General features: G+C 46.3%; 21 protein-coding genes. 11 read left to right on the forward strand and 10 right to left on the reverse strand.

Annotated features, from left to right (window positions below; translation table 11 throughout):
- Positions 1 to 2: 2 nt before the first annotated feature.
- The 4 genes from aroE to DFP81_RS09360 all read right to left on the reverse strand — a co-directional run bounded on the left by aroE (position 3) and on the right by DFP81_RS09360 (position 3656).
- A complete protein-coding gene (aroE, locus tag DFP81_RS09345; protein ID WP_115897506.1) occupies positions 3 to 809 on the reverse strand; it encodes a shikimate dehydrogenase in 807 nt (268 codons plus the stop codon).
- 67 nt (positions 810 to 876) lie between these two features.
- Positions 877 to 1818 (reverse strand): oxygen-dependent coproporphyrinogen oxidase, encoded by a 942-nt coding sequence (gene hemF, locus DFP81_RS09350; protein WP_115897507.1) that lies wholly within the window; start codon positions 1816 to 1818, stop codon positions 877 to 879.
- Between the two features lie 178 nt (positions 1819 to 1996).
- Positions 1997 to 2935, reverse strand: coding sequence for a lauroyl-Kdo(2)-lipid IV(A) myristoyltransferase (lpxM, locus tag DFP81_RS09355; RefSeq protein WP_115897631.1), 939 nt, complete (start codon positions 2933 to 2935; stop codon positions 1997 to 1999).
- 130 nt (positions 2936 to 3065) lie between these two features.
- Positions 3066 to 3656: a TetR/AcrR family transcriptional regulator gene (locus tag DFP81_RS09360; protein ID WP_115897508.1), complete on the reverse strand. Its 591-nt coding sequence runs from the start codon at positions 3654 to 3656 to the stop codon at positions 3066 to 3068.
- Positions 3657 to 3789: 133 nt separating this feature from the next.
- Here DFP81_RS09360 and lpdA point away from each other — a divergent pair, with 133 nt between their 5' ends.
- Together lpdA and DFP81_RS09370 are read left to right on the forward strand one after the other, a co-directional pair.
- The gene (lpdA, locus tag DFP81_RS09365; protein ID WP_115897509.1) at positions 3790 to 5190 is read left to right on the forward strand and encodes a dihydrolipoyl dehydrogenase; all 1401 of its coding nucleotides are present in this window, start codon (positions 3790 to 3792) and stop codon (positions 5188 to 5190) included.
- Between the two features lie 272 nt (positions 5191 to 5462).
- Positions 5463 to 6863 (forward strand): sensor domain-containing diguanylate cyclase, encoded by a 1401-nt coding sequence (locus DFP81_RS09370; RefSeq protein WP_115897510.1) that lies wholly within the window; start codon positions 5463 to 5465, stop codon positions 6861 to 6863.
- A gap of 13 nt (positions 6864 to 6876) precedes the next feature.
- Here the strand turns inward: DFP81_RS09370 and DFP81_RS09375 are convergent, their stop codons facing one another.
- Positions 6877 to 7230: a hypothetical protein gene (locus DFP81_RS09375; protein WP_245959129.1), complete on the reverse strand. Its 354-nt coding sequence runs from the start codon at positions 7228 to 7230 to the stop codon at positions 6877 to 6879.
- Between the two features lie 156 nt (positions 7231 to 7386).
- Between DFP81_RS09375 and DFP81_RS09380 the strand changes: the two genes are divergently transcribed.
- Genes DFP81_RS09380 through DFP81_RS09395 form a run of 4 tightly spaced genes read left to right on the forward strand, consistent with a single transcriptional unit; the run spans position 7387 to position 11612 of the window.
- Positions 7387 to 8346 (forward strand): dihydrodipicolinate synthase family protein, encoded by a 960-nt coding sequence (locus tag DFP81_RS09380; protein ID WP_115897511.1) that lies wholly within the window; start codon positions 7387 to 7389, stop codon positions 8344 to 8346.
- Positions 8337 to 9281, forward strand: coding sequence for a 4-hydroxyproline epimerase (locus DFP81_RS09385; RefSeq protein WP_115897512.1), 945 nt, complete (start codon positions 8337 to 8339; stop codon positions 9279 to 9281). The genes DFP81_RS09380 and DFP81_RS09385 overlap by 10 nt, the downstream gene beginning before the upstream one ends.
- An 18-nt stretch (positions 9282 to 9299) precedes the next feature.
- Positions 9300 to 10553 carry an NAD(P)/FAD-dependent oxidoreductase gene (locus DFP81_RS09390; RefSeq protein ID WP_220342901.1) on the forward strand — a complete coding sequence of 418 codons (1254 nt, stop codon included), beginning with the start codon at positions 9300 to 9302 and terminating at the stop codon, positions 10551 to 10553.
- 42 nt (positions 10554 to 10595) lie between these two features.
- Positions 10596 to 11612, forward strand: a complete 1017-nt coding sequence (locus DFP81_RS09395) for an Ldh family oxidoreductase (protein ID WP_115897513.1) — start codon at positions 10596 to 10598, stop codon at positions 11610 to 11612.
- 21 nt (positions 11613 to 11633) lie between these two features.
- Here the strand turns inward: DFP81_RS09395 and DFP81_RS09400 are convergent, their stop codons facing one another.
- Positions 11634 to 12302 carry a GntR family transcriptional regulator gene (locus DFP81_RS09400; RefSeq protein WP_115897514.1) on the reverse strand — a complete coding sequence of 223 codons (669 nt, stop codon included), beginning with the start codon at positions 12300 to 12302 and terminating at the stop codon, positions 11634 to 11636.
- A 370-nt stretch (positions 12303 to 12672) separates the two neighbouring features.
- On the opposite strand from DFP81_RS09400, the gene DFP81_RS09405 reads away from it, so the two are divergent.
- The 3 genes from DFP81_RS09405 to DFP81_RS09415 all read left to right on the forward strand — a co-directional run bounded on the left by DFP81_RS09405 (position 12673) and on the right by DFP81_RS09415 (position 17609).
- Complete coding sequence (locus DFP81_RS09405; protein ID WP_115897515.1) at positions 12673 to 14136, forward strand: NAD-dependent succinate-semialdehyde dehydrogenase; 1464 nt, start codon at positions 12673 to 12675, stop codon at positions 14134 to 14136.
- Positions 14137 to 14233: 97 nt separating this feature from the next.
- Complete coding sequence (gabT, locus tag DFP81_RS09410; RefSeq protein ID WP_115897516.1) at positions 14234 to 15511, forward strand: 4-aminobutyrate--2-oxoglutarate transaminase; 1278 nt, start codon at positions 14234 to 14236, stop codon at positions 15509 to 15511.
- Positions 15512 to 15755: 244 nt separating this feature from the next.
- A complete protein-coding gene (locus DFP81_RS09415; protein WP_115897517.1) occupies positions 15756 to 17609 on the forward strand; it encodes a DUF3413 domain-containing protein in 1854 nt (617 codons plus the stop codon).
- A gap of 35 nt (positions 17610 to 17644) precedes the next feature.
- On the opposite strand, the gene DFP81_RS09420 is transcribed toward DFP81_RS09415, so the two are convergent.
- On the reverse strand, positions 17645 to 18583 hold the full coding sequence (locus tag DFP81_RS09420; RefSeq protein ID WP_115897518.1) for a LysR family transcriptional regulator: 939 nt from the start codon (positions 18581 to 18583) through the stop codon (positions 17645 to 17647).
- Between the two features lie 173 nt (positions 18584 to 18756).
- Positions 18757 to 20031, reverse strand: a complete 1275-nt coding sequence (gene fabF / locus DFP81_RS09425) for a beta-ketoacyl-ACP synthase II (protein ID WP_115897519.1) — start codon at positions 20029 to 20031, stop codon at positions 18757 to 18759.
- Between the two features lie 89 nt (positions 20032 to 20120).
- Here fabF and DFP81_RS09430 point away from each other — a divergent pair, with 89 nt between their 5' ends.
- Complete coding sequence (locus DFP81_RS09430; protein ID WP_115897520.1) at positions 20121 to 20732, forward strand: TetR/AcrR family transcriptional regulator; 612 nt, start codon at positions 20121 to 20123, stop codon at positions 20730 to 20732.
- Between the two features lie 22 nt (positions 20733 to 20754).
- On the opposite strand, the gene cysQ is transcribed toward DFP81_RS09430, so the two are convergent.
- Complete coding sequence (cysQ, locus tag DFP81_RS09435; RefSeq protein WP_115897521.1) at positions 20755 to 21606, reverse strand: 3'(2'),5'-bisphosphate nucleotidase CysQ; 852 nt, start codon at positions 21604 to 21606, stop codon at positions 20755 to 20757.
- Positions 21607 to 21653: 47 nt separating this feature from the next.
- On the opposite strand from cysQ, the gene DFP81_RS09440 reads away from it, so the two are divergent.
- On the forward strand, positions 21654 to 22073 hold the full coding sequence (locus DFP81_RS09440; RefSeq protein ID WP_115897522.1) for an RNA-binding S4 domain-containing protein: 420 nt from the start codon (positions 21654 to 21656) through the stop codon (positions 22071 to 22073).
- A gap of 117 nt (positions 22074 to 22190) precedes the next feature.
- Here the strand turns inward: DFP81_RS09440 and dprA are convergent, their stop codons facing one another.
- Positions 22191 to 23531: a DNA-processing protein DprA gene (dprA, locus tag DFP81_RS09445; protein ID WP_115897523.1), complete on the reverse strand. Its 1341-nt coding sequence runs from the start codon at positions 23529 to 23531 to the stop codon at positions 22191 to 22193.
- Between the last annotated feature and the right edge of the window lie 156 nt (positions 23532 to 23687).

The raw sequence follows: 23687 nt of genomic DNA on the forward strand, positions 1-23687 counted from the left end.
CTTTAGGCTTCCATTTCTTGGCGCATTTTAGCGACTAAAGAGCGTGTCTCAGGGCGTACTTGGCGCCATAAATAAAACGACTCAGCGGCCTGACAAACCAACATACCTAAACCATCTACACCTTGTGCTCCGTGTTGTTCCGCCCAGTTTAAAAACAACGTCTGTTCTTTACTGTAGGCCATGTCATAGCACCAAGTATCCGCATCGATAATGCTGTCTTTTAACGGCGGTAAGCTGCCTGAAATGCTGCTCGCAGAACCATTAATAATGATATCAAAGCGTCCTTCTAGATCGTCAAATGAAGACGCCAGACAAGCGTATTGCTCAGCCAATGCTTCGGCTTTTGACACAGTGCGGTTCACTACTGTAACTGACGCTGGCTGCTCGGCTAATACTGGCTCTAATACACCACGTACTGCACCACCAGCGCCAATAATCAGCACGCGCTTGCCTTGCAAAGACTGCCCATGGTTCTTAGTAATGTCGTTGACCATGCCTACGCCATCTGTGGTATCACCAAAAATGTCGCCATTGCGGCCTAGCATTAGCGTATTCACCGCACCCGCTTGCTTGGCTCGCTTGCTCAGCACATCACACATATCATAAGCACGACCTTTAAACGGCATAGTCACGTTCAGGCCTTTACCACCGTTTTGAAAAAACTCTTTAACTTGTTCTTCAAAGCGTTCTTCGTCGCCTAAAAGCGTCGAATAGCTTAAGTTTTGCTGAGTTTGTTGCGCAAAATACGTATGAATACTTGGCGACTTACTGTGTGCTATAGGGTTACCAACAACGGCGTATGAATCCACGATTTAGCCTCTTTATCTCAATATTTTTTGCCACTGGATCGCAGCCTAGTGGCACTGTTTTAACTAGTTAAGCGTTCAGCCAGTCTTTGGCCGTCAAATAATAACTTGTCAATTTAGCTTCTTCGCTGTCTGGCTCAACTTGATAATCATAAGTCCAGCGAACTTCTGGTGGTAAGGACATCAAAATCGACTCGGTTCGACCTGCTCCGCTTTGCAAACCAAAATGCGTCCCGCGGTCAAATACCAAATTAAATTCCACATAACGGCCACGACGATGCAACTGAAAATCACGCTGCTGCTCAGTAAAAGGTAGGTCCTTACGACGCTCTAAAATCGGCATATACGCCTTTTTATAAGCATCCCCCACCGCGCGCATCATGGCAAAGCTGTGCTCAAAGCTGCCCTCGTTAAAATCATCGTAAAACAAGCCGCCGATACCACGAGGCTCACCACGGTGCTTAAGATAAAAATACTCATCACACCAGTGTTTGAAGCGCTGATAATAACCTTCACCAAACGGTTCAACGGCATCAAAAGCGGCTTGGTGCCAATCAACACAGTCTTCATCAAAACCGTAATAAGGGGTTAAATCAAAACCGCCGCCAAACCACCAAACAGGCTCCATGCCTTCTTTATGCACAACAAATAAGCGCACATTCGCATGGGACGTAGGCGCCATAGGGTTTTTAGGATGAATCACCAAGGAAACCCCCATGGCTTCGAAGCTGCCACCTGCTAATTCGGGACGATCCGCCGTTGCCGAAGGAGGGAGGTTATCGCCCATCACATGAGAGAAATTTACCCCACCTTTCTCAATAACCTGACCGTCTGCAATGACACGTGTACGACCACTGCCACCGTTAGGGCGATCCCAGGCATCTTCACGAAATCGACATTCTGGCTCAACACTTTCTAAAGCCTGACAAATTTGATCTTGTAGCGTAAGCAAGTAGCGTTTTACCGCATCAATATCAAGGCGGGTAAGGGAAGGGTTAGTACTGTCTAACATGAAGAACTCCATCACGTTTGGTTCAGCCTAGTCGTTAATAACAGGCAATCGATGAGCCGTAGTTCATCATTGAAAGTGAAAGCATATGAAGCGGAGAAGCGGCGTTTCAACGAAGAAAAAACGCTTCTACAACAACATCATATTTTACGTTTCGTTTTTGAGTGTCGTCTCTTTGAAGTTAATAAAGCTTGCTGCCGTCTGGGCGGCTGCGCAGCAGGTTTAAAATCCACATATACTGCTCTGGGTGCTCTGCGATCAAGGTTTCCATCGCTTGGTTCATCGCAATGGCATCTTGTTCTTCATCTCCAGTTGGAAAATTTTCCAGAGCGGGCAGAATAAACAGTTCGTATTTACCATTTTTCGCGTTATAGGTCGGTAACATTGGCACCACAACCGCTTTTGTCAGCTTGGCAAATTTGCCCAAGCCCTTCATAGTCGCTTTGGTTTCACCAAAGAAAGGCACAAACACAGAATGCTGTGGGCCGAGATCTTCATCCGGTAAATAGTAGCCCAAATAGCCTTCTTTAACGGACTTCAAAAAAGGTTTAATACCCGCTGATCTTGGGTAGATTTTACCGCCAAACTGCATTCGCTGTTTGTGTATCAACCAATCGACAATTTCTTTCTTTTGCGGCTTCATCATGGTGGAAACTTGATAGCCTTTAGCGGCAATCATTACCGCGGCATAATCGATCGCCCAGCAATGGGGGACTAAGGCAATGACCTTCTCTCCTCGATCAAGAAGCGGGAGTAAGTGCTCACCTCCTATCATCACCCCTTTGGCTTGTGTGTGCTTTTTACTGCGCACCAACAAGCCTGCATAGCCCAGAAAAAACTGCACGGCGGTTTCAAAACAGCGTGTCAGAATGTCTTCTCGTTCTGCAAGGGATTTTTCTGGAAAGCAGTGCTGCAAGTTTAAACGAGCACGCTTCAACGCGCTGTTATCACGCTTAACGAGGAAATGAGCAATTTTAGCGCCCATTTTATCGCGTAAACGAAATGGGACAAATGCCAGTAATGCGGCAAAAAAAAGGCCGATCCAAGTCAGCCAATGCTGAGGAAGAAGAAAACGCCACTTAAACGTAGGATTATGTAAATGTTTGTCTGTTGTGCTCATCTTTAACAATATCTTGCCTGAATGAAATAAGCCCACATAGTACATCAAGGCGAATTAGCCTCAAAACAACCACCTCATTTAAATCGGCAAATAACCGCGGAAAACACACTATTTGCCATTCTTTACCTGTCTAGTCCGCTGGCTGACGCCAACTAGATGCCACTTTTTCATACCAAGCTGGCTCGCCAGTTGCCTGCACCAAGACAGATGCACCGTGCAAAGCAGCAATAAATTGTCCGGCGCGGTTCTGTGCCGCGGTTTCAGTTCCACCCTCTAAGCGCTTAAACACGCTTGTTAACCAGTCTAATTTAACTTGATAGAAATCCGCTAAGGACTGGCTAACCACGTCAGATAACTGATGTTTATCCGCTGTTAGCATGGTGCAGATGCTCATATTATGGTGCTCTACATTTTGCGCTCTAAAGCCATCAATAAAAGCATTGAGCGTACGTTTAGCGTCGAAATCAGGGGTATTGGGATCGGGTAATGCGGCCTGAAAATCGTGGGTAAAGCGCACCATAACAGCCACCACAAGGTCAGCTTTAGTCGGGTAATGATAGTGCACGCTCGCACTTTTAATACCCACTTCTTCCGCAATATCTCGGAAACTAAAGGCGCCATAGCCTCCTTTAACGATTGCCGCTTCAGCCGCATTCAATATTTTGCTTTTTGTGTCCATACTAGGAAGACGTTTGTGAGAAAACATATTTTCTGCAGACATTGCATTATCCAACTTTATAAATCTATCTATAGGTAGGTATTTTATTGACCTTAGCGAAAGTGACAAGTTATATTTACACCTATCAAGTGATAGGTAGTCTCTCACTCTTAATATAGAATATAGAGGACATATAATGAAATACGATCTTTTGGTTCTTGGCAGTGGTCCTGGTGGTTATGCTGCCGCCTTTCGTGCAGCCGATCTAGGGTTGTCTGTTGCAATGGTCGAGCGTCACGAACGCATCGGTGGCGTTTGTTTAAACGTGGGCTGTATTCCATCCAAGGCGCTATTGCATGTAGCGGGGAAAATCCTCTCGGCTGATGAGCCAAGTCATGGTGTTGAATTCCCTAAACCAAAAATTGATTTAGATGCTATTCGCCATCACCGTCAATCCACCGTTGATACCCTAACCGGTAATTTGGCGCTCATGGCAAAAGGTCGTAAAGTTGACATACTGCAAGGTGAAGGTGTATTTGATTCGACGCACTCTATTGTTGTCAGTAAAGACGGCAAAGACGAGAAAGTTGAATTCGAAAACGCCATCATTGCGGTCGGCTCTCGTGCTATTCGCTTACCTTTCGTACCTTATGATGACCCACGTATTCTAGACGCCACCAGCGCACTGCAATTGGAACGTATTCCAGAGCATTTATTGGTGCTAGGCGGCGGGATTATTGGTTTGGAAATGGCCACTGTCTATCAATCTCTAGGCTCGAAAATTACCGTAGCTGAGCTGGGCGACCAAATTATGACGGGGGCCGATAAAGATTTGGTGCGCGTTTTTGAGCAAGTGAACAAAGATCGCATGACGTTTTTAACGAAAACACAAGTGACCAACATCGAAGCGACTCCTGAAGCGCTAAACATCACCTTAGAAGATAAAGATGGTGCTCGGAATCTAGCGGTTGATGCTGTGTTAGTGGCGGTAGGGCGTTCACCTAATGGCCGCAAAGCCGGCATTCCAGAAATGGGCGTTGAACTGGATGAGCGTGGTTTTGTATTGACCGATACCCAAGGCAGAACCAATATACCTAATATCTTTGCCATTGGTGATGTGACTCATGGCCCTATGCTGGCCCACAAAGCGTCTCATCAAGGTCATATTACCGCAGAGGTTATCGCTGGACACAAGGTTGATTTCCAACCATTGGCTATTCCTTCTATTGCTTATACTTTCCCTGAAGTAGCTTGGGTTGGTTTAACTGAAACAGAAGCGAAAAAACAAGATATTGCCGTTAAATCCGCTGTTTTCCCATGGACTGCGAGTGGTCGCGCTATCGCTTCTGGCGTTACTAAAGGCAAAACTAAGTTGATCTACGACGACGAAAGCCAACGTGTGCTTGGCGCTGGTATTGTGGGCTCTCATGCTGGTGAACTTCTGGGTGAGCTGACGCTGGCTATTGAGTTTGGGGCCACGTTAGAAGACATCGCCTTAACCATCCATGCTCACCCAAGCTTACACGAAAGCGTTGGCTTAGCAGCCGAACTAGGGGCTGGAACCATTACTGACTTGCCGAATAAAAAGCGCCGTTAACGGCTTTTTATAACCCAGGCGAGCCCACTCTTACAGGGCAAGATAACCGCCTCCATTGCACCACGCAGTGGGGGCGTTTTGCTTTCGGGCACATACCTTTAGTTACAAATCTGTCACAAAAAATGCCATAAAAATGTCTAATATTGATGCCCTTAACTCATTCACTTACTGTATATTTAGTAAACGCTAGAAGCACTCCAATAAACTACTTTAACGCAGCCCCAAAGCGCTAAAGATCATCCATTGGAAAAGATTTACGAGAGACATATGGCATGATGAAATTGGCAGAGACGAATCCAATAACACAGTTAGAAAATCTATTAGAATTTGCTCCCATCGCAATTGGTGTATTTGACGCTGAATCACAAAAAACCCTATTGCTCAATGATGCCTTCCAAAGACTATTTGGCTATACCCTCAGCGATATTCCAGACATGGACACTTGGCACACTAAATCCTTTGCTACTAGCGACTCAAGCACGCCAGCTTTTTCAACATGGTTAACCAAAGCTGAACTCAATACACCTTCCTCCTGCCTCACGGCAAGTGTACGTATCAAAGACGGTAGAATTCGACAAATCAGCGTGTCTTTGACCCTAGCGGAAGGAAAAAAATTCTTTTATGTGAATGACATTACCGATCACTTGATCATTGAGCAACGCCTACAAGCCCACAATGATATGCTAGAAATGGTCGCGAAAAGCTCTTCTCTTAAAGATGTGCTAACTGTGATTGTTCAACAGGTACAGAGGGAAAGCCCTCCGTCCCTATGCAGCGTTTTATTATACGACAAGCAAAAACAATGCTTATGGTTAGGGGCAGCGCCGAATTTCCCAGAGTATTACAACCAAGCGATACATGGTATTCAAGTAGGACCTAATATCGGCTCTTGTGGCGCTGCGGCGTATCATAATCGACACATCATAGTGGAAGACATTAATACACACCCTAATTGGCAAGCCTTTACTGAATTGACTCAAAAAGCAGGGCTTACTTCTTGTTGGTCAGACCCTATTAGAGCTGCTGACGGTACATTACTCGGTACTTTTGCCATTTATAACAGCCCGTCTCCTTCACCTAGCCAAAAAGATATTGAGCAAATTCAATTCGCCAGCAACCTCGCCAGTATCGCCATCGAGAATCACAATGCTCACCAAGAATTAGAACGCCGCGCTTACTTTGACTACTTAACAGGACTTGCCAATCGCCGCTCCTTCTTTGAACTCAGTAGTAACATGCTAAAACAAGCTAGCGTCTTAAAAGAAAATTGCGCGCTACTTATGATGGACGTCGACCATTTCAAAAAGATAAACGATATTCATGGTCACGACCTCGGTGACCTAGTGTTAAAACATCTGGCAAAAAACAGTCTCAGCAACCTGCCTGAAGGCGCTATTATGGGCCGTATCGGTGGCGAAGAGTTCGCTATTCTATTGCCAGACACAGACCGAGCAGCAGCCTCAAACATCGCAGAGTCGCTGCGTAAATCACTTTCAGATACCAGTTTTATCAGCCATGAAGGGCAGACAATTCACTACACCGTTTCCATTGGAATGACCTTCAGTCTTGGATTGCATTGCTATATTGATGAACTCCTACGAGAAGCGGACTCTGCACTTTATAAAGCAAAGCAGACAGGGCGGAATCGCGTCTGCACATTCACTGCTTGCTAGCCCCCTTCCGCGGCTAACTCACATACACAATATGCTGCTCATTATCGTAACTAAAATTGAGAGAGATCTGGATTTGAGTAGTATCAATGTGCAACTTAGCAGCAAGATTAGATGTACCTACCTCGGCTTTACGCGCAAGCGCTGATAATTGTTTTTCTAACATAGTCCAAGCCAGATCATCCCTTGAGTCATCCAGACTATTAAGTGTCGTAGACGTTTCTCTTAAAGCACGAAAATAGGCTAACGAGTTCACCTTAACATCCAAATCATCACCACTATCTGTTTCTACATAGCTCAGCCCAAAATGGGAAAGATGTTGTTTTAAATACATTTTCCACTGCTGCATAAATTCTTCTAAATAAGACAAAGTCTTCTCCTAACGTCATAAGCCTCTAATTTAGAGACATGCGTTATAGATTATCACGTTATATTGATGGCTATTTTTTACTCAAAATATATTTTGTATCCAATATCCAATTGTGAGATAACAGAACAAACACAATGGCAATGATAGGGGCGGACAATGAATAAATCTGTTTTTAACGGTGTAATGCCGGCGCTAATGACTCCATGTAAAGCCAATCGCACACCAGATTTCGATGCCTTGGTAAAAAAAGGGCAAGAGATGATGCAGGCTGGAATGTCCGCTGTTGTCTATTGTGGCTCAATGGGAGATTGGCCTTTGCTAACGGATGCAGAGCGCATGGAAGGTGTCGAGCGTTTAGTGAAAGCTGGTATTCCTGTGGTGGTTGGTACTGGCGCCATTAATACTAAATCTGCTGTGGCATTGGCCGCCCACGCAGAAAAAGTTGGTGCCGCAGGCCTCATGGTTATCCCACGTGTGTTGTCTCGAGGCTCTGTGATTGCCGCACAAAAACAGCATTTTAAAGCCATTCTGGCCGCCGCGCCTTCGGTGCCTGCCATTATTTACAACAGCCCTGTGTATGGCTTTGAAACTCGCGCAGACTTATTTTTTGAGCTACGTTCTGAACACGCTAATTTAGTTGGCTTTAAAGAGTTTGGTAGCAAAGAAGCCATGCGCTATGCGGCGGAAAATATCACCTCAAAAGACGCAGATGTTTTATTAATGGTTGGGGTCGATACCGCTGTGTATCACGGTTTTGTGAAGTGCGGTGCGGTTGGCGCCATTACCGGAATAGGAACCGCTTTGCCGAAAGAAGTGCTGTTGCTGGCAGAGCTGTCGAAACGCGCTGCGGCTGGCAATGCAGAAGCTCGGCTCCGTGCCCAAGAGCTAGAAGAGGCCATGTCTGTGTTGGCCAGTTTTGATGAAGGCCCAGAGCTCGTTTTGTTCTTCAAATATCTCTTAGTATTAAATGGCGAACAGGCCTACCGCCTACATTTTAATGAAACGGATGAACTCAACACCGCGCAACGCACCTATTGTGAAGAGCAATATGCCTTGTTTAAGGCATGGTTCGCGGATTGGTTTAAACAAGCTGGAGTGATAGCAGAATGTTGGTAATCGATAGCCATACCGAAGGGGAACCTACTCGAGTTATTGTGGAAGGGGGCCCAGACCTTGGCTCTGGGCCTTTGTCTGAGCGTGCCGCCCGCTTAGGGAGTGAGTTTACCGACTTTTATCGTTCGATCGTAGCGGAACCCTATGGACAAGAAGCCATGGTCGGAGCTTTATTGACCGAACCAACGAACCCTGAATGCGTCGCTGGTGTTATCTATTTTGATGCTGCCGCCGTCATTGGCATGTGTGGTCACGGCACGATTGGCTTAGCGGTGACCTTGGCGCATCTTGGCAAAATAGGCCCAGGGACGCACAAGATCGAAACACCTGTCGGTATTGTCGACGTCACACTGAAAGATAAAAACACCGTCACCGTGACCAATATCGACAGTTATCGCTCCCAAAAAACAGTAACAGTTGAAGTAAGTGGTATTGGAAAGGTAACAGGTGACATCGCTTACGGCGGTAACTGGTGCTTTATAATTGACCACAGTCCTGTCCCTGTTATTCCTAGTAACATCATGGCGTTAACTGAAGTTGGCGTGGCAATTCGCGAGGCCATTTATGCTCAAGGTATTAGCGGTGAAGAAGGCGGCGTTATTGATCATATTCTTTTTTATGGCTCTCCTCTAAACCCTAACAATCATTCCCGAAATTTTGTTTTGTGTCCTGATAATGCCTACGACCGCTCGCCTTGTGGTACTGGCAGCTCTGCGCGGTTAGCCTGTTTAGCCGCTGATGGCTTACTGCAAGCTGGCAAGCAGATTTATCAGGAAAGCATTATTGGTAGTGGCTACACACTGAGTTACCAGGCTTCACCCAAGACGCACGGCGCGGTTGTCGCTTCCATTACAGGCTCGGCTTTCGTAACACGAGAAGCCAAGCTAATAAACAACCCAACCGACCCTCTGCGTCATGGCGTTACGTTAACGCAATAGTCATCAAAAGGAGTTTGCTTGAAGCATCAAGGTATTCACGATGTGATTGTTATCGGTGCCGGTATTATCGGTATTAGCATTGCATTAAAGCTGCAATCTGAGGGGCTCCAAGTGTTAGTACTGGAGCGAAAAGGGGTCGCTGCTGAGACCTCTGCAGGTAATGCTGGTGCTTTTGCCTTCGCTGATGTTGTTCCGCTGGCAACGCCTGGCATTATGAAAAAAGCCCCTAAATGGCTGTTCGACCCATTAGGGCCACTGTCTCTGCGTCCCGCTTATGCCTTTAACATACTCCCTTGGATGCTGCGTTTTTGGCGCGCCAGTCGAGCGGATAGATACCAAGCAGCCTTGGTTGCCCAAGCGAACCTAATGGCCCTTTCAAAAGATGCTCTTGAGCGACAAATCCGTGCGGTGAACGGCGAAGCACTGATTCGCCGTGAAGGGCAGCTGCAACTCTATGAAGGCAAGGCCGAGTTCCAGGCAAGCCTAGCTAGCTGGCAAACCCGCAAAGAACACGGTGTGATCTTTGAGTTACTAGAGAGCCCGGAGGCAATTGAAAATATACAACCAGGCATTCATCCTAGATTTACTCATGGAGGATATACGCCTGAATGGAAGAACGTTGTAGACCCTGCTCAATGGACCCAACATTTAGCGGATCAATTCCAGAAAAATGGCGGCAGAATAATAACTTCAGAAGCCTACCGCATTGATTTTAAAGAAAATATTGTCGAATTAAAAAGTGACTCTTGTGACTATCAATGCCGTAATCTGGTCATTGCGGCTGGTGCTTGGTCGAAAACATTAGCCCAATCAGTAGGAGACAATTTACCTCTTGATACAGAAAGAGGGTACAACACTACGTTACCCGCCCAAGACTTTCCGTTAAAAACTCATATTACTTTTGCTCATCATGGCTTTGTTGTTAGCAAGGTGGGGGAAGGGATTCGCGTTGGAGGTGCTGTGGAGTTTGCAGGGTTAAAGCTAAAACCGAATTATCGACGAGCAGACGTATTACTGCAAAAAGCCGCATCATTCCTGCCAGATTTAGACATCCGCTTCGGCAAGCAATGGATGGGGTTTCGTCCTTCTCTGCCAGACAGCTTGCCAGTGATCGATTATTCCAGTAAATCTAAACGCATTATTTATGCTTTTGGGCACGGTCATTTAGGCTTAACACAGTCAGCAGGCACCGCCGAGCTGGTTTCTGATTTGCTCGCAGAGAAAAAACCGCAGATACCAATGAAGGCATATTCGGCTGCCCGTTTTTTATAATCTTTGGCATTTCATCAACTTTCATAAGCAATGGAGAACGGCATGAGCGATAACATTAGTCTCAGCTTGGCAGAAATGCGTGAGCTAAGCGAAAACATTCTAATAGACAATGGGTTCAGCAAGGATCACGCTAAATCTATTACTGATGTCATGGCTGCGTGCCAACAAGATGACTGTCACTCTCATGGCTTATTCCGTCTTTTTATGTGTACCCAAAGCATGAAACTTGGTCGAATTAGTGGCTCCGCTCAGCCTGATGTAATAGATGCCGCACCTTCTGTCGTCAGAGCAAACGCCAATGGCGGCATCTCCTTATTAGCATTAGACGCGGCTTTGCCATTATTAATCGAGAAAACAAAGAAAAATGGCATTGCCGCATTGGCGATAAATCATTGCTATCACTTTTCCGCTCTTTGGCCCGAAGTCGAAAAGCTATCGGCCGTCGGATTAGCCGGGCTAGCCATGGTGCCTAGTCATGCTTGGGTTGCACCGGCTGGCGGAAAGCGAGGCACGCTGGGGACCAACCCTTTGGCCTTTAGCTGGCCACGTCCAGGCCAACATCCGTTCACCTTTGATTTTGCCACCAGCCAGTTTGCCCGGGGCGAAATAGAACTATATCGTCGTGCCGGAAAGCCTCTTCCTGAAGGCGTAGCCATTGATAAAGAAGGTCAGCCAACGACCGATGCCGAAGCCGCTATGGCAGGAGCCATGATGACATTTGGTGGTTATAAAGGCTCCGCTTTGTCGATTATGATCGAACTACTGGCCGGTCCGCTGATTGATGATTTGACCAGTAAAGAAAGCATGGAAGCGGCGGATGGTCAGCCTGAAGCCCCATACCACGGAGAAATTATTATTGCCTTTGACCCAAACCTCTTCAGCGCCGGAAAGGCAGTAGCCAATAACGACAGAGCAGAGCGCCTATTTGCGGATATTATTGATCAAGGAGCTCGCTTGCCATCGCAACGCCGCTATCAAGCGCGCGAACGTAACTTGGCCCGCAACGCGGTAGAGATACCCAGAACCCTGTATAACGACCTGTTAGCCTTGCGCAAATAATGGCCGGATGACGATCGAAGACTAAGCTCGAGCGGCATTAATCAGTGCTAGAACCTGATGTTTGGTTTGGTCGATATGCACACGCAATGCCTCTGCTGCGGCGTCAACCTTACCTTGGCGGGCTAAGGTTAACAAAGTGGCATGGTCTTGCTGTGCGCTGTCCGATTTCTTTAACCGATCAATATGCATACTCACATATCGGTTAGCTTGTAGACTGACTCGCGCTAATAAATGGGTGGTTAATTCACGGCCTGCAGCAGAGTACAAAGCGGCATGATAACGAGCATTCAGAGGTCCCCAATCTGCCACGTTACCAGAGCGATACGAATGCTCCATCTCCAATAAAATGGCTTCACAGCGCGCAAAATCATCGGTTTGCATTAAAGGAATAGCTCGCTTGAATAGGTCGACTTCTAACACCGCTCGAATATCAAAGATTTCACTAATTTCATCCACCGTGTGAGTCGTTACCGTCGCACCACGGTTGTTCATAAAAACAACTAAGCCTTCTGCGTCTAAGCGTCTAAGCGCTTCGCGCACCGGCATCCTAGAAACTTGATACTCGTCGGCAAGCACTTCTTGGCGAATCAGTTCTCCCTCAGCAAGGTCGCCCGATAAAATCCGCTGTCGAAGATCTGCAACAATAACATCCGGTAAGCTTTGGCGGATAACCGCTCGATTCTGAGCCAATATTCTTTCCTCTTTGAAATCTCTGTGTAGTAGGTTAAACACACACAATCGCCTCTATTATACGCAAAAGTTCGTCTAAAGAAGGGCTAAAGTTTTTCTGGTCTTAGCGTATTTTTCACCTTTTACGTGCCTTTATCTCATTCAGGGATAGACTGAAAGAAAAGGGCTACCTTTTAGAAAAAAGCCATCAAGAACAAAGAAGATGGCAGCAGCAAATTGTGCTTTCGCGCGAATGTTTGAGAAACTTCAAACATTGCGTTGATAGCTTTTCATTTTTCTATCCCTACGCTTTATCTACTATCGAAGAACGCGGTTATTTCTACCTTAATGACACTTTACAACATTTTCCGCAGCGAACTTGGAGCCATTTATGCCAGTACAATTAACACAGCCAACCCTTCTTAAAAGCCAGTCTTATATTGGCGGTCAATGGGTGTCTTCGGCATCAAGCAAGACCTTTGCGATCACCAACCCATCTAATGGTGAACACCTGATCGATGTTCAAGATTTAGGAGCGCAAGAGACAACCCAAGCGGTTGAAGCCGCGGCGGTTGCCCAGAAAGAATGGCAAGCTCGTACCGCAAAAGAGCGAGCTACACTAATGCGTCGTTGGAACCAACTGATTCTAGACAATCAAGACGACCTTGCCACGCTAATGACACTGGAGCAAGGCAAACCCTTCGCAGAAGCAAAAGGTGAAGTGTTATACGGTGCATCTTTCATTGACTGGTTCGCTGATGAAGCGCGCCGTCTTAATGGCGATACTATTCCTACCTTTGCCAAAGACAAACGCGTGTTAACCATCAAACAGCCTATTGGTGTGGTTGCGGCCATTACGCCTTGGAACTTTCCAATCGCTATGATCACTCGTAAAGCAGGCCCTGCACTGGCAGCAGGGTGTTCCATCGTGATCAAACCATCCGATGAAACCCCATTATGCGCCTTGGCGTTAGCTGAGTTAGCACATCAAGCGGGCATTCCTGCTGGCGTGTTAAACGTCGTTGTAGGTACAGATGCAAAAGCCATTGGCGGTGTACTAACAGGCCATCCTACAGTGCGTAAACTGTCTTTCACCGGCTCAACACCAGTCGGCAAACTTCTGCTTTCCCAGTGTGCGCAAACGGTAAAACGAACCTCAATGGAGCTAGGCGGCAATGCGCCTTTCATCGTCTTTGATGATGCTGATCTCGACGCGGCAGTGGAAGGGGCTATTGCCTCCAAATACCGTAATGCAGGACAAACTTGTGTTTGCGCCAATCGTTTGTTGATTCAAGAAGGTGTGTATGACGCCTTTGCGGAAAAGCTAGCCAAACGAGTAGCGGAATTTAAAACTGGGGATGGTTTCTCAGATGGCGTGACCATTGGCCCCTTGATCAACAACGCCGCTATCGGAAAAGTCGAACAGTTAGTAAATGACGCGGTTCAACAGGGTGCAAAAGCATTGGTGGGCGGTTCTAAGTCCGACGTTGGTGAGCGTTTCTTTGAACCGACTATTTTGACCGGTGTCACCGACGACATGGAAATTTTCTCTAATGAGATTTTTGGCCCGGTAGCCCCACTGTTTAAGTTTAAAACGGAAGAAGAGGCCGTTGCCATGGCAAACAATACCCCATTTGGCTTAGCTTCTTATTTCTATTCCCAAAATATTGCTCGTATTTGGCGTGTTTCTGAGGCCTTAGAGTACGGCATGGTCGGTATTAATGAAGGCATTATTTCTAGCGAAGTCGCGCCATTCGGTGGTGTAAAAGAGTCAGGCAGTGGCCGTGAAGGTTCTCAATACGGCATCGACGAATACGTTGAAATCAAATACTTGTGCATGGGTGGCTTGGCGTAAGGTTTTACCTCACTCAACCTCTCTTTATCGTTAACAAATAAGCGGTGATAGCGCCGCTTCATGTACATAGAGCTTGCTCTAAAAGGTGAAAGACAAAATGAACAACGCTGATCTACAAAAACGCAAAGAAAGCGCCATCGCTCGTGGCCAAGGCAACATGGCTCCGGTTTATGTTGACCGAGCTCTAAACGCTGAAATCTGGGATGTTGAAGGCAAACGCCATATTGATTTTGGCGCCGGTATTGCGGTGGTCAACACAGGTCATAACCACCCAAAAGTCAAAGCGGCCGTACAGGCTCAGCTTGAGCGCTTCACTCACACTTGCGTGATGGTCAGCCCTTATGAATCTGCCGTCGCGTTAGCGGAAAAACTAAATGCGGCTGCACCAGGTGATACTCCGAAAAAGTCCATCTTTGTCACTACCGGTGCTGAAGCGGTTGAAAACTGTGTGAAAATCGCCCGCGCTTACACTGGCCGCCCTGGTATTATTGCCTTTAACGGTGGTTTCCACGGACGTACTAACATGACCATGGGATTAACTGGCAAAGTCAATCCATACAAAATTGGCTTTGGTCCTTTCCCAAGTGATATTTACCATATTCCTTATCCAAACGAATACCTTGGCATTACTGAAGAGCAAGCGCTTGCTGACCTTCAAATGCGCTTCACTTGTGACATTGAGCCATCTCGCGTTGCTGCTATCATCATTGAACCAGTACAAGGCGAGGGTGGTTTCTACCAAGCGTCTGCTAGCTTCTTACAAACGCTTCGTAAACTGTGTGACGAGCATGGCATTCTATTGATTATGGATGAAATCCAATCAGGCTTTGCTCGTACTGGCACCATGTTCTGTCACGAGCAAGCGGGCATAGAAGCCGATCTAATGACTGCTGCCAAAGGCATTGCCGGTGGCTTCCCTATCGCAGCCGTCGTCGGTAAAGCAGACATCATGGATGCCCCTATCCCTGGTGGGCTAGGTGGTACTTATGGCGGCTCTCCTGTGGGATGTGCTGCTGGTCTTGCGGTGTTTGATGTGATCGAAGAAGAGCAGTTGTGCGCTCGTGCAACACAAGTCGGCGCCTACTTTGTCGAGCACCTAAAAGGCCTTCAAGCTGAATACCCGCACATTATCGGTGAAGTCCGTAATGCCGGCGCTATGATCGCGGTTGAGTTCGTACACGATGGGGATGTGAATAAGCCATACCCTGAACTGGCTAAGAAATTGTCTGCAAAAGCCGCTGAAAATGGCTTAGTGCTTTTGTCTTGTGGTATCCGCGGCAATGTCATTCGCTTCTTACCAGCCTTGACCATAGAGACGGATATTATTGATGAAGGCATGGCGATCTTTAAGCGTTGCTTTGCTGAACTTGTCTAAAAGCGAAATTGATATCTAGTTAGCACTAGGGTGCTCTCCCTTTGGCCACAGGTCCCCATAGCCCTGTGGCTTTTTTTATCTATTATTTCATTGTTTTTAATTGGCATTCTTACCTGTATCACTTAACTAAAAAGGTGTTTGACTAGGTCCTCTAATCCACACTTATTGAGCGTTTCACGTCTTTTTTCTATGGTACTATTTAGTCATATATGTTTCGTTAAAATAACTTAAGACTAATGCCTGTATGACTGTTATCAACTACCAACCTAAAAAGACATTGCGCTGGAGTCTCAAAATGAGCAGCGTCGTGTTGCTGATCATTTATGCTATTGGCACACGCTATTACAGCAACATTCCTTTACCTGATGACTTTTTAGGGTACAGCTATTTTATCTCTGCCTATATAGGACACTTTGGCTTCCTTGCCATTATTGCTTGGCTGTTCATAGCGCTTCCCATCAGCCTCATAGTGCCTAATCAATGGCTCGCTCGGACTCTTATTACATTGGCGTCCATTGCCATTATTGTCCTACTGCTGCTCGATACGTTTGTCTTCCAACAGTATCACTATCATCTGAATTCATTTGTCTGGGCACTGGTGGTCAATAACGGTAAAAATGATATTTTTACCTTTTCTGTACTGATGCAAAGCATTGCGATAGCCGCTATTGCAGTGATTTTGATCATCATGTTTATGATAAACCGTACCCTTTGGCGCCATAATAACAAGCCGGTGCCGGCGAAAAGAACCATGGCGGGTATTATCTTTTTGTACTTAATCGCCAACTTTATTCATATTTGGGCATCCGCACAAAACCTACAAGGTGTCACTCGGTACGACGCTGGGCTGCCTATTTTTTACCCTGCCACAGCCAATGGCTTTATGAGCCGACACGGTTGGATTGACCACGAAGCTCAAAAAGCCAATGCGGCTATTAAAATAAAAAGTAATCAATCTACGGTTAACTACCCGTTAAAACCCTTGACCATTATTCCGCCGACACAGCCGATGAACATTCTTATCGTCGCTTTAGATTGCTGGCGCAGTGATGATATGAACCCGCGCAACACCCCAAATATGTGGGCAATGGCGCAACAATCTACCTTGTACAAAAATCATTACAGTGGCGGAAATGCAACTCAGACAGGGATTTTCTCGCTCTTTTATGGCCTACCAGGAAAGTATTGGAATGCCATGCTTGGCAACAAGAAAGCGCCCGCTCTTATGGATGTTATGAAGCAGCAGGGTTATGACTTTGGTATTTTTGGTAGCGCAGGCTTAACCAGCCCAGCCTTCAACGAGACGGTATTTCGTAACATTGATAACTTGCGTCTTTATTCAAAAGGTAACTCACCCATTGAGCGTGACACCAATACCACACAAGATTACCTTGATTGGATGCAGCAACATCAAACGAATAAACCCAACACGCCATTTTTCAGCTTTATCTTCTACGATGCGCCACACGGTTATTCGGTCGATAAAAGTAAGCCTATGCCTTTCCAACCAGACGAAGACATGGACTACCTGACGCTCACCAATAATACCGATCCTACGCCATATCATAACCGTTACCGCAACGCCGTGTATCAGGATGATATGCTCGTCGGCAAAGTGATGGACGACCTTAAAAAGCGTGGTCTATTAGACAATACCATTGTGGTGTTTACTGGCGATCATGGCCAAGAATTTAACGATAATAAACACAACTTTTGGGGCCACTCTAGTAACTTTAGTGCGGCGCAAACCCATGTTCCTTTCATTATGTATTGGCCAAACAAGCCAGCTAAAGTGGTAGAACAAACCACCACTCATTTTGCGCTAGCACCGACGCTACTTAAATACGCTTTGGGTGTGACCAATGATAAGCGCGATTACTCTGTGGGCAACGACCTAATGGATGTACAGCCAAAACCTTGGCGCTTAGTAAGCAGTTATCATAATTTTGCCATCATAGATAACGAGCAAATTATTCTGTCGGACTACAACAGCAAGCTGCAGGTGTATGACATGCATATGAATAAAATTGAAAAGCCCACGTTGAACTATGCCCATATGGCGGAAGCAATGGACGAACTAAGCCGCTTCTATAAATAGAGTGGGGGGTAATAAAAGTAGCCGCAGCGCCTAGATTAATAAGGCGCTGTGTCTAACTCTTGAAAGGTTTGAGTGAGAAGGTTAAGAAACAGTTCTTGGGGCTTATTAGGTTGAGAAGACTTCTTACAAATCACCGCCACACCTAAGGTGTAAGAGCGCTGTTGTGGCGCAACCTTCACTATCTTACCTTGATCGACATAGGGTTGGGCGTACAAGTCAGGCAAAAATCCAATGTACTTGCCCGATAGTAGTAACGCTAAACGACTGTCGTAAAAATAAGACACCGCGGTCATATTCATTCTGGCGATCTGATTGCTGATCGCTTCATGGGGTTTCAGCCCTGCATGGGTTGCTGGATGGAGATCGGCCGTATTATTTTGCTCAACGTCTGACAAGCAGGCCAATGGGTGATGGCTACTGCAATATAGATAACAAACATCGCTATAAAGATGAATGTAATCCAAACCTTCTAACTTTCTATGATAAGGGATAAAGCCAATATCCGCCTCGTCATTGAGTATCATACGTTCGATGTTCGACATGGAGGCGACATTCGTCGTGATAGAAACCTCAGGCGCATCATTAGAAAAACGCTGAATCAGCTCTGGAAACTGGCTACGAGGATCCAAACTGACGGTATCGGACAAGGCTATTCTCAATTTACCAGTTAAGCTAGCATTGAGATTGTTCACCGTGGTCCGAAAGGCATCCAGAGAGTCCAGTAACTTCTCTGTCATTTGATAAATAACCACACCTTCCTCGGTCAAAGAAAAGCCACCTCGTCCGCGCTTACACAACACCAGATTTAGCCGCGACTCTAAATTAGAGATGTGCAAACTAATGGTCGAACGGCCGATGTTTAATGCCGTTTCAGCCGCCGAGAAACCGCCGCAATCGACCACGGTTTTAAATACCTTTAATTGCTTAATCTCATAGTCGCCGACCTGACCCAATGAGTAATTTTTTGCGCTCATGGCAACTCATTCCTCTACTCAAAACTCATCTATTTTCCCGTATTCTCTTATACCCCTTAGCAGAAGGCGAGCATTATCCGGCGTTACTTTTTCAAGCGGGATAAAAACACAAAAAAGGCGACTCTATAAGTCGCCTTTTGTCAGTGAGTACACACTTACTAGTCTTTAGTTTGTTAAGCCGTATAGCGCTTAAGGATCAAGGCAGCATTCACACCACCAAAACCAAAGCCGTTTGAAAGCACATATTCCACGTCTTTTTTACGGGCAACTAAAGGCACCAGATCTAAATCTTCCATGCCTTCATCTGGTTCATGCAAATTCAAGGTTGGCGGAAGCGTAGAGGTTAGGATAGCCTGCGCACTGAAAATGCTTTCCATACCACCTGCTGCTCCTAGTAAATGCCCAGTGGCTGATTTGGTAGAAGAAATAGCCACGTCTTTCACCCCTTCACCAAAGATACTGCGCAAGGCATTAATTTCGCCACGATCACCCACTGGCGTCGATGTAGCATGCGCGTTCACATAACCAATTTTACTCGGCTCAAGATCCGCCATTTTCAACGCTTGTTTCACCGCTCGGGCAGCGCCTTCTCCGCTTTCTGGACCAGAAGTTAAGTGATAGGCATCACCACTGGTGCCGTAGCCAACAATCTCCACAAGCGGCGTAGCGCCACGTTCCAAAGCATGCTCTAGTGTTTCAATCACTAATAAACCCGCGCCTTCGCCAATGACAAAACCATCACGGTCCTTACTAAACGGGCGTGACGCGTGTTCTGGTGCTTCGTTTAACGTCGACAAGGCTTTTAATGCACCGAAGCCGGCAAGCGATAAGGGATCAATACACGCCTCTGTACCACCCGCAAGGGCGACTTTCGCTTCACCTGTCAGCAACATACGAACCGCATCGCCGATCGCTTGTACACCTGCTGCACACGCGGTGACAGGTGTTCCTAATGGCCCTTTAAAGCCATATTTAATCGATACATTGCCTGCCGCTAAGTTGGCAAGGAAAGAAGGAACCGTAAAAGGAGACAAACGACGTGGACCTTGTGCATCCAGGACTTTTTGCGCATTGGTTAACGCTGGTAACCCACCGATGCCAGTACCGATGATTGTAGCCGTTGCTTCTTTGTCTTCATCTGAGGTTGGAAACCAGTTTGCTTGTGCCAAAGCTTCGTCGGCTGCGGCTAACGCAAATAAGGTAAATAAATCGATGCGTTTACGCTCTTTTGGCGTCATATAGTCTGCTTCGTTGAGACCATTTTCTTGTTCGGTATGGCTAGGTACTTGCCCTGCTATCTGAGTAGCTAAAGGCTCTGAGCCTTCCATCACTAAGCGACGGATACCTGACTCACCTTTCGTTATACGATCCCAGACAGCGTTCACTCCCAAGCCTAAAGGAGATACTAAGCCCATGCCCGTGATCACAATTCTTTGTTTAATTGACATAAGAAAACCTCTTATACTTTCGACTCAAGGAAACATGTCATGCTAAAGTAGATCTAAATATGATCAAGATAATATTTAGGAGACTAAATATGCCTTACACGCCACAGCACAAAGAACAAACCCGCCAACGCATTCTACAAACGGCGGCAAAACTGTTTTGTACCTATGGATTTGACCGCGTCACGCTAGATCAAATCATGAAGAAGGCGAACATGACTCGTGGGGCGTTTTACGCTCACTTCTCAGGGAAAAGTAGCCTCTACGAGGCGGCATTGCAATTTGCCGCGTCAACTTCTTTTTGGGCACGTAGAGAAAAACAATCAGAAGACAAAGAGACTCATATTAAAGCGCTGGTCACTCGTTACTTGAGCTGGACACATAATGATAACAACTCACCATCACCATTAGAATTTCTAGTGACGGATGCAGCTCACAAAGAAGAAAAAGTCCGTAAAGCCTACCAGGCTTGCTTAGACAGTTTGGTCGAGCGGTTAACAGTGATTCTTCAAAAGCAGGGTACCACAGGAGACATCAAAGAGCTGGCGGAAGAAACCGTTGTTTCTCTAGTCGGCACGGTGGCCATTGCGCGTTCGATTAACCACCCACTTCAAGAAGACTTTTTGAAGCGGGCACAAAACCGTATTTTTAATCGCATCAATTCAGCGATCAAAAAACCTCAGACAATGTCTAATAATACTTAATTCGCGAGAAGAGTGGTGAGCACTACTCTTCTTCGTCTGCTTTTTGTTGGTACCATGCCATCACATTGGGGGCAATTTCTGGACCCGATACAAAAAAGTGGCCATTCAATAGTGTTTCTCTTTGGTTATATCGAAAAGGAAGCCCTTTAGGTGACACCAACATACCACCTGCAGCTTCGACAATAGCTTGTTGTGCCGCGGTGTCCCATTCACTGGTAGGACCTCGACGTAAGTGTAAATCCGCCACACCTTCTGCAATACGACACGCTTTGATTGAGCTGCCTTTGGGGATTTCTCGAACCGATTGGTAACGGGCTTTAAGCTCGTCTTTTAACTCGACCGGAAGGGAAGGGCCATGACTGCGGCTGGTCATCGCAATGAGCGGGGTATTAGGTTTACGCACGTTAATGCTTTCCACTTCGTGCCCCTGCCATTTGACAGCGCCCAACGGCAAATCACGCCAACTTTGCGTTACCCCAAAATAGCCTTCAGAGGTTGTCGGTAAATACACCATACCCAAGATAGGCACACCATTTTCAACCAGCGCAATGTTGATACTGAACTCTCCATTACGCTTAATAAACTCTTTAGTACCGTCTAGTGGGTCAACAATCCATAACAAAGGCCATTGAGAGCGCTCTTCGAAAGGCACCACGCCTTCCTCCGATAATACTGGCACATCGGGCGCCATCGCGTTCAGCCCTGCCAAAATCGTCCTGTGAGCGGCAATGTCTGCAGCCGTTACTGGACTATGGTCTGACTTTTGTTCAATACCCAAATCGGCACGCTGATAAATTTCCATGATCACATCGGCAGCATCGTGTATTATTTTTTGTAACGCTTGGAAAATAGGGTGATGACTTACATCCCTCATAACAGCCTCGAACATGACAATAAACAAATTGGATCTATACGTAACTTATGAGTAAAGCAGAAAAACAACCAGCACCACAAGCAGTACGTTTGGATAAATGGCTTTGGGCCGCACGATTCTTTAAAACACGCTCTTTGTGCAAAGACGCGATTGATGGCGGCAAGGTCACTTATAACGGCAGTAAAGGCAAAGCCAGTCGCAACGTAGAAGTCGGTGCCTTAGTTGGCTTACGCCTTGGTTGGGATGAAAAGATTGTCGAGATCAAAGCCATTAGTGGACAACGTCGAGGCGCACCAGAAGCCCAACTACTCTATGAAGAAACACCTGAGTCAGCAGCTAAACGGGAAAAGAGAGCACAAGAGCACAAATCATTTGGCGGTCGCATCATGTCTGATCACAAACCAAATAAAAAAGAGCGTCGTGATATTAAACAACTTAAAAAAGATATCTTCAGCAATGTCGACTAATCGCCTCTTTCCGCCTACTAACACTTAGCTTGATGACAGCCATTGCTTGATTGAACATATCGGCCTTGGCTGGCTCACTAAATAAATGAGTCTTGCCGAGTTAACCGTCCTGTTGAGTTAGCTGCGGATATAAACCCCATGACGATTTTCAATACACTGACAAAGCTCGAGCTCCATTAACACTTGCATCATCGCCGGGGCAGTTAAGTTACTGTGACGAACTAAAGCATCAAAGTCCATCGCTTGAGATTCCTTTTCCAACAACTCAGCAACACCGCGAGCCTGGTTTGAAATATGATCAGGCAAAGGGGTTATTCGATCGAGCTTAAGCAGGGATAAAGTACTGGTATCTCTGTCCATTACTTTTTGGGCAGGTTGTTTATTTGCTTGTTTTAACAATGTTTCCCGTGAAACATCAGATTCTTTTTTGGCGCTTTTAAAGGTGCGTTGCTGGATGTTTGTTGTCAGCCCCTGATGGCAAGATTGCGCGACAGGTAAAATATCGCCCAAGATATCCTCTACATGACGAACCAGCACAGCCCCTTGACGTATCAATTGGTGACAGCCTTCGGCTTGCGCGTCTTTCACTCTACCTGGTAGTGCAAATACCTCACGGTTTTGCTGAAGAGCATAATTAGCACTGATCAAGGAGCCACTTTTAAGTGAGGCCTCTGTCACCAATACCCCCAAACTCAAGCCACTAATAATCCGATTTCGGGGAGGAAATAGGTGAGGGCGAACTCCTGTCTGTAATGGGTATTCGCTAACTAAGCATCCCCCTTGTGACAAGATTTCTTCGAACAAGGCTTTATTCTGCACGGGGTAATGCACTAATAAACCCGTCCCCATCACAGCTATCGTTGGACTAGCTTGCGCAGAGAGCGCCCCTTGATGAGCTGCCGTATCGATACCTCGCGCCCCACCGCTAACGATGGAAATACCATGCTGGGCTAACTGACTGGCGAGCTGTCGCGTCACTTCTCGCCCGTAACCAGTACAACGCCGTGCACCAACTATGCCTAATTTAGGATAAGCCAGGGCATCGAGCTTACCTTCTACATATAAAAAGGCTGGTGCAACACTTATTTGCTTTAGCATACTGGGATATTGCGCATCGCTTTGGAGCAGTAAATGATGATTCTCTTCCGCTAGCCAGTCTAGAGTTTGCTGCTTTTTGGCGGCTTGCTCATCCAAAAGAGTACCATGATGCAAGTAAGCCATCGCTTCGCGTGCTGTCACTTCAGGCCATTTTAGCTGGCGTAACAGTTCATAATTTACCTCTTCAGGAAAAGCACCAGCCTCGCAGTCTGATAGCAAGTCTTCAGTTTGCATCGCTTCCAGTTCGCTAAAATAAGTAAACAAGCGAGATAATCTCGATGGCCCAATGGAAGATAAGAAACTTAGGCTGAGCCAATCCTCATGAGTTAGCCCTCCTAGTGGTTGAATAGAAGTAGTCATATTGCTGTGCATCCTTGCGACAGTGAAATTTACGGGTAAGAAATTTATTAATGTCCTCCTCTTGGTCTAGATTGAAAATCCGTTTTTCGCCATTAAAATCCTTTAAATAGGCAGATTCTATTAACTCGATATGAAGGAATTGCCTAAAAAATCGGC

Origin of the sequence: Marinomonas pollencensis (assembly GCF_003387375.1) — a bacterium.
Classification (GTDB): domain Bacteria; phylum Pseudomonadota; class Gammaproteobacteria; order Pseudomonadales; family Marinomonadaceae; genus Marinomonas; species Marinomonas pollencensis.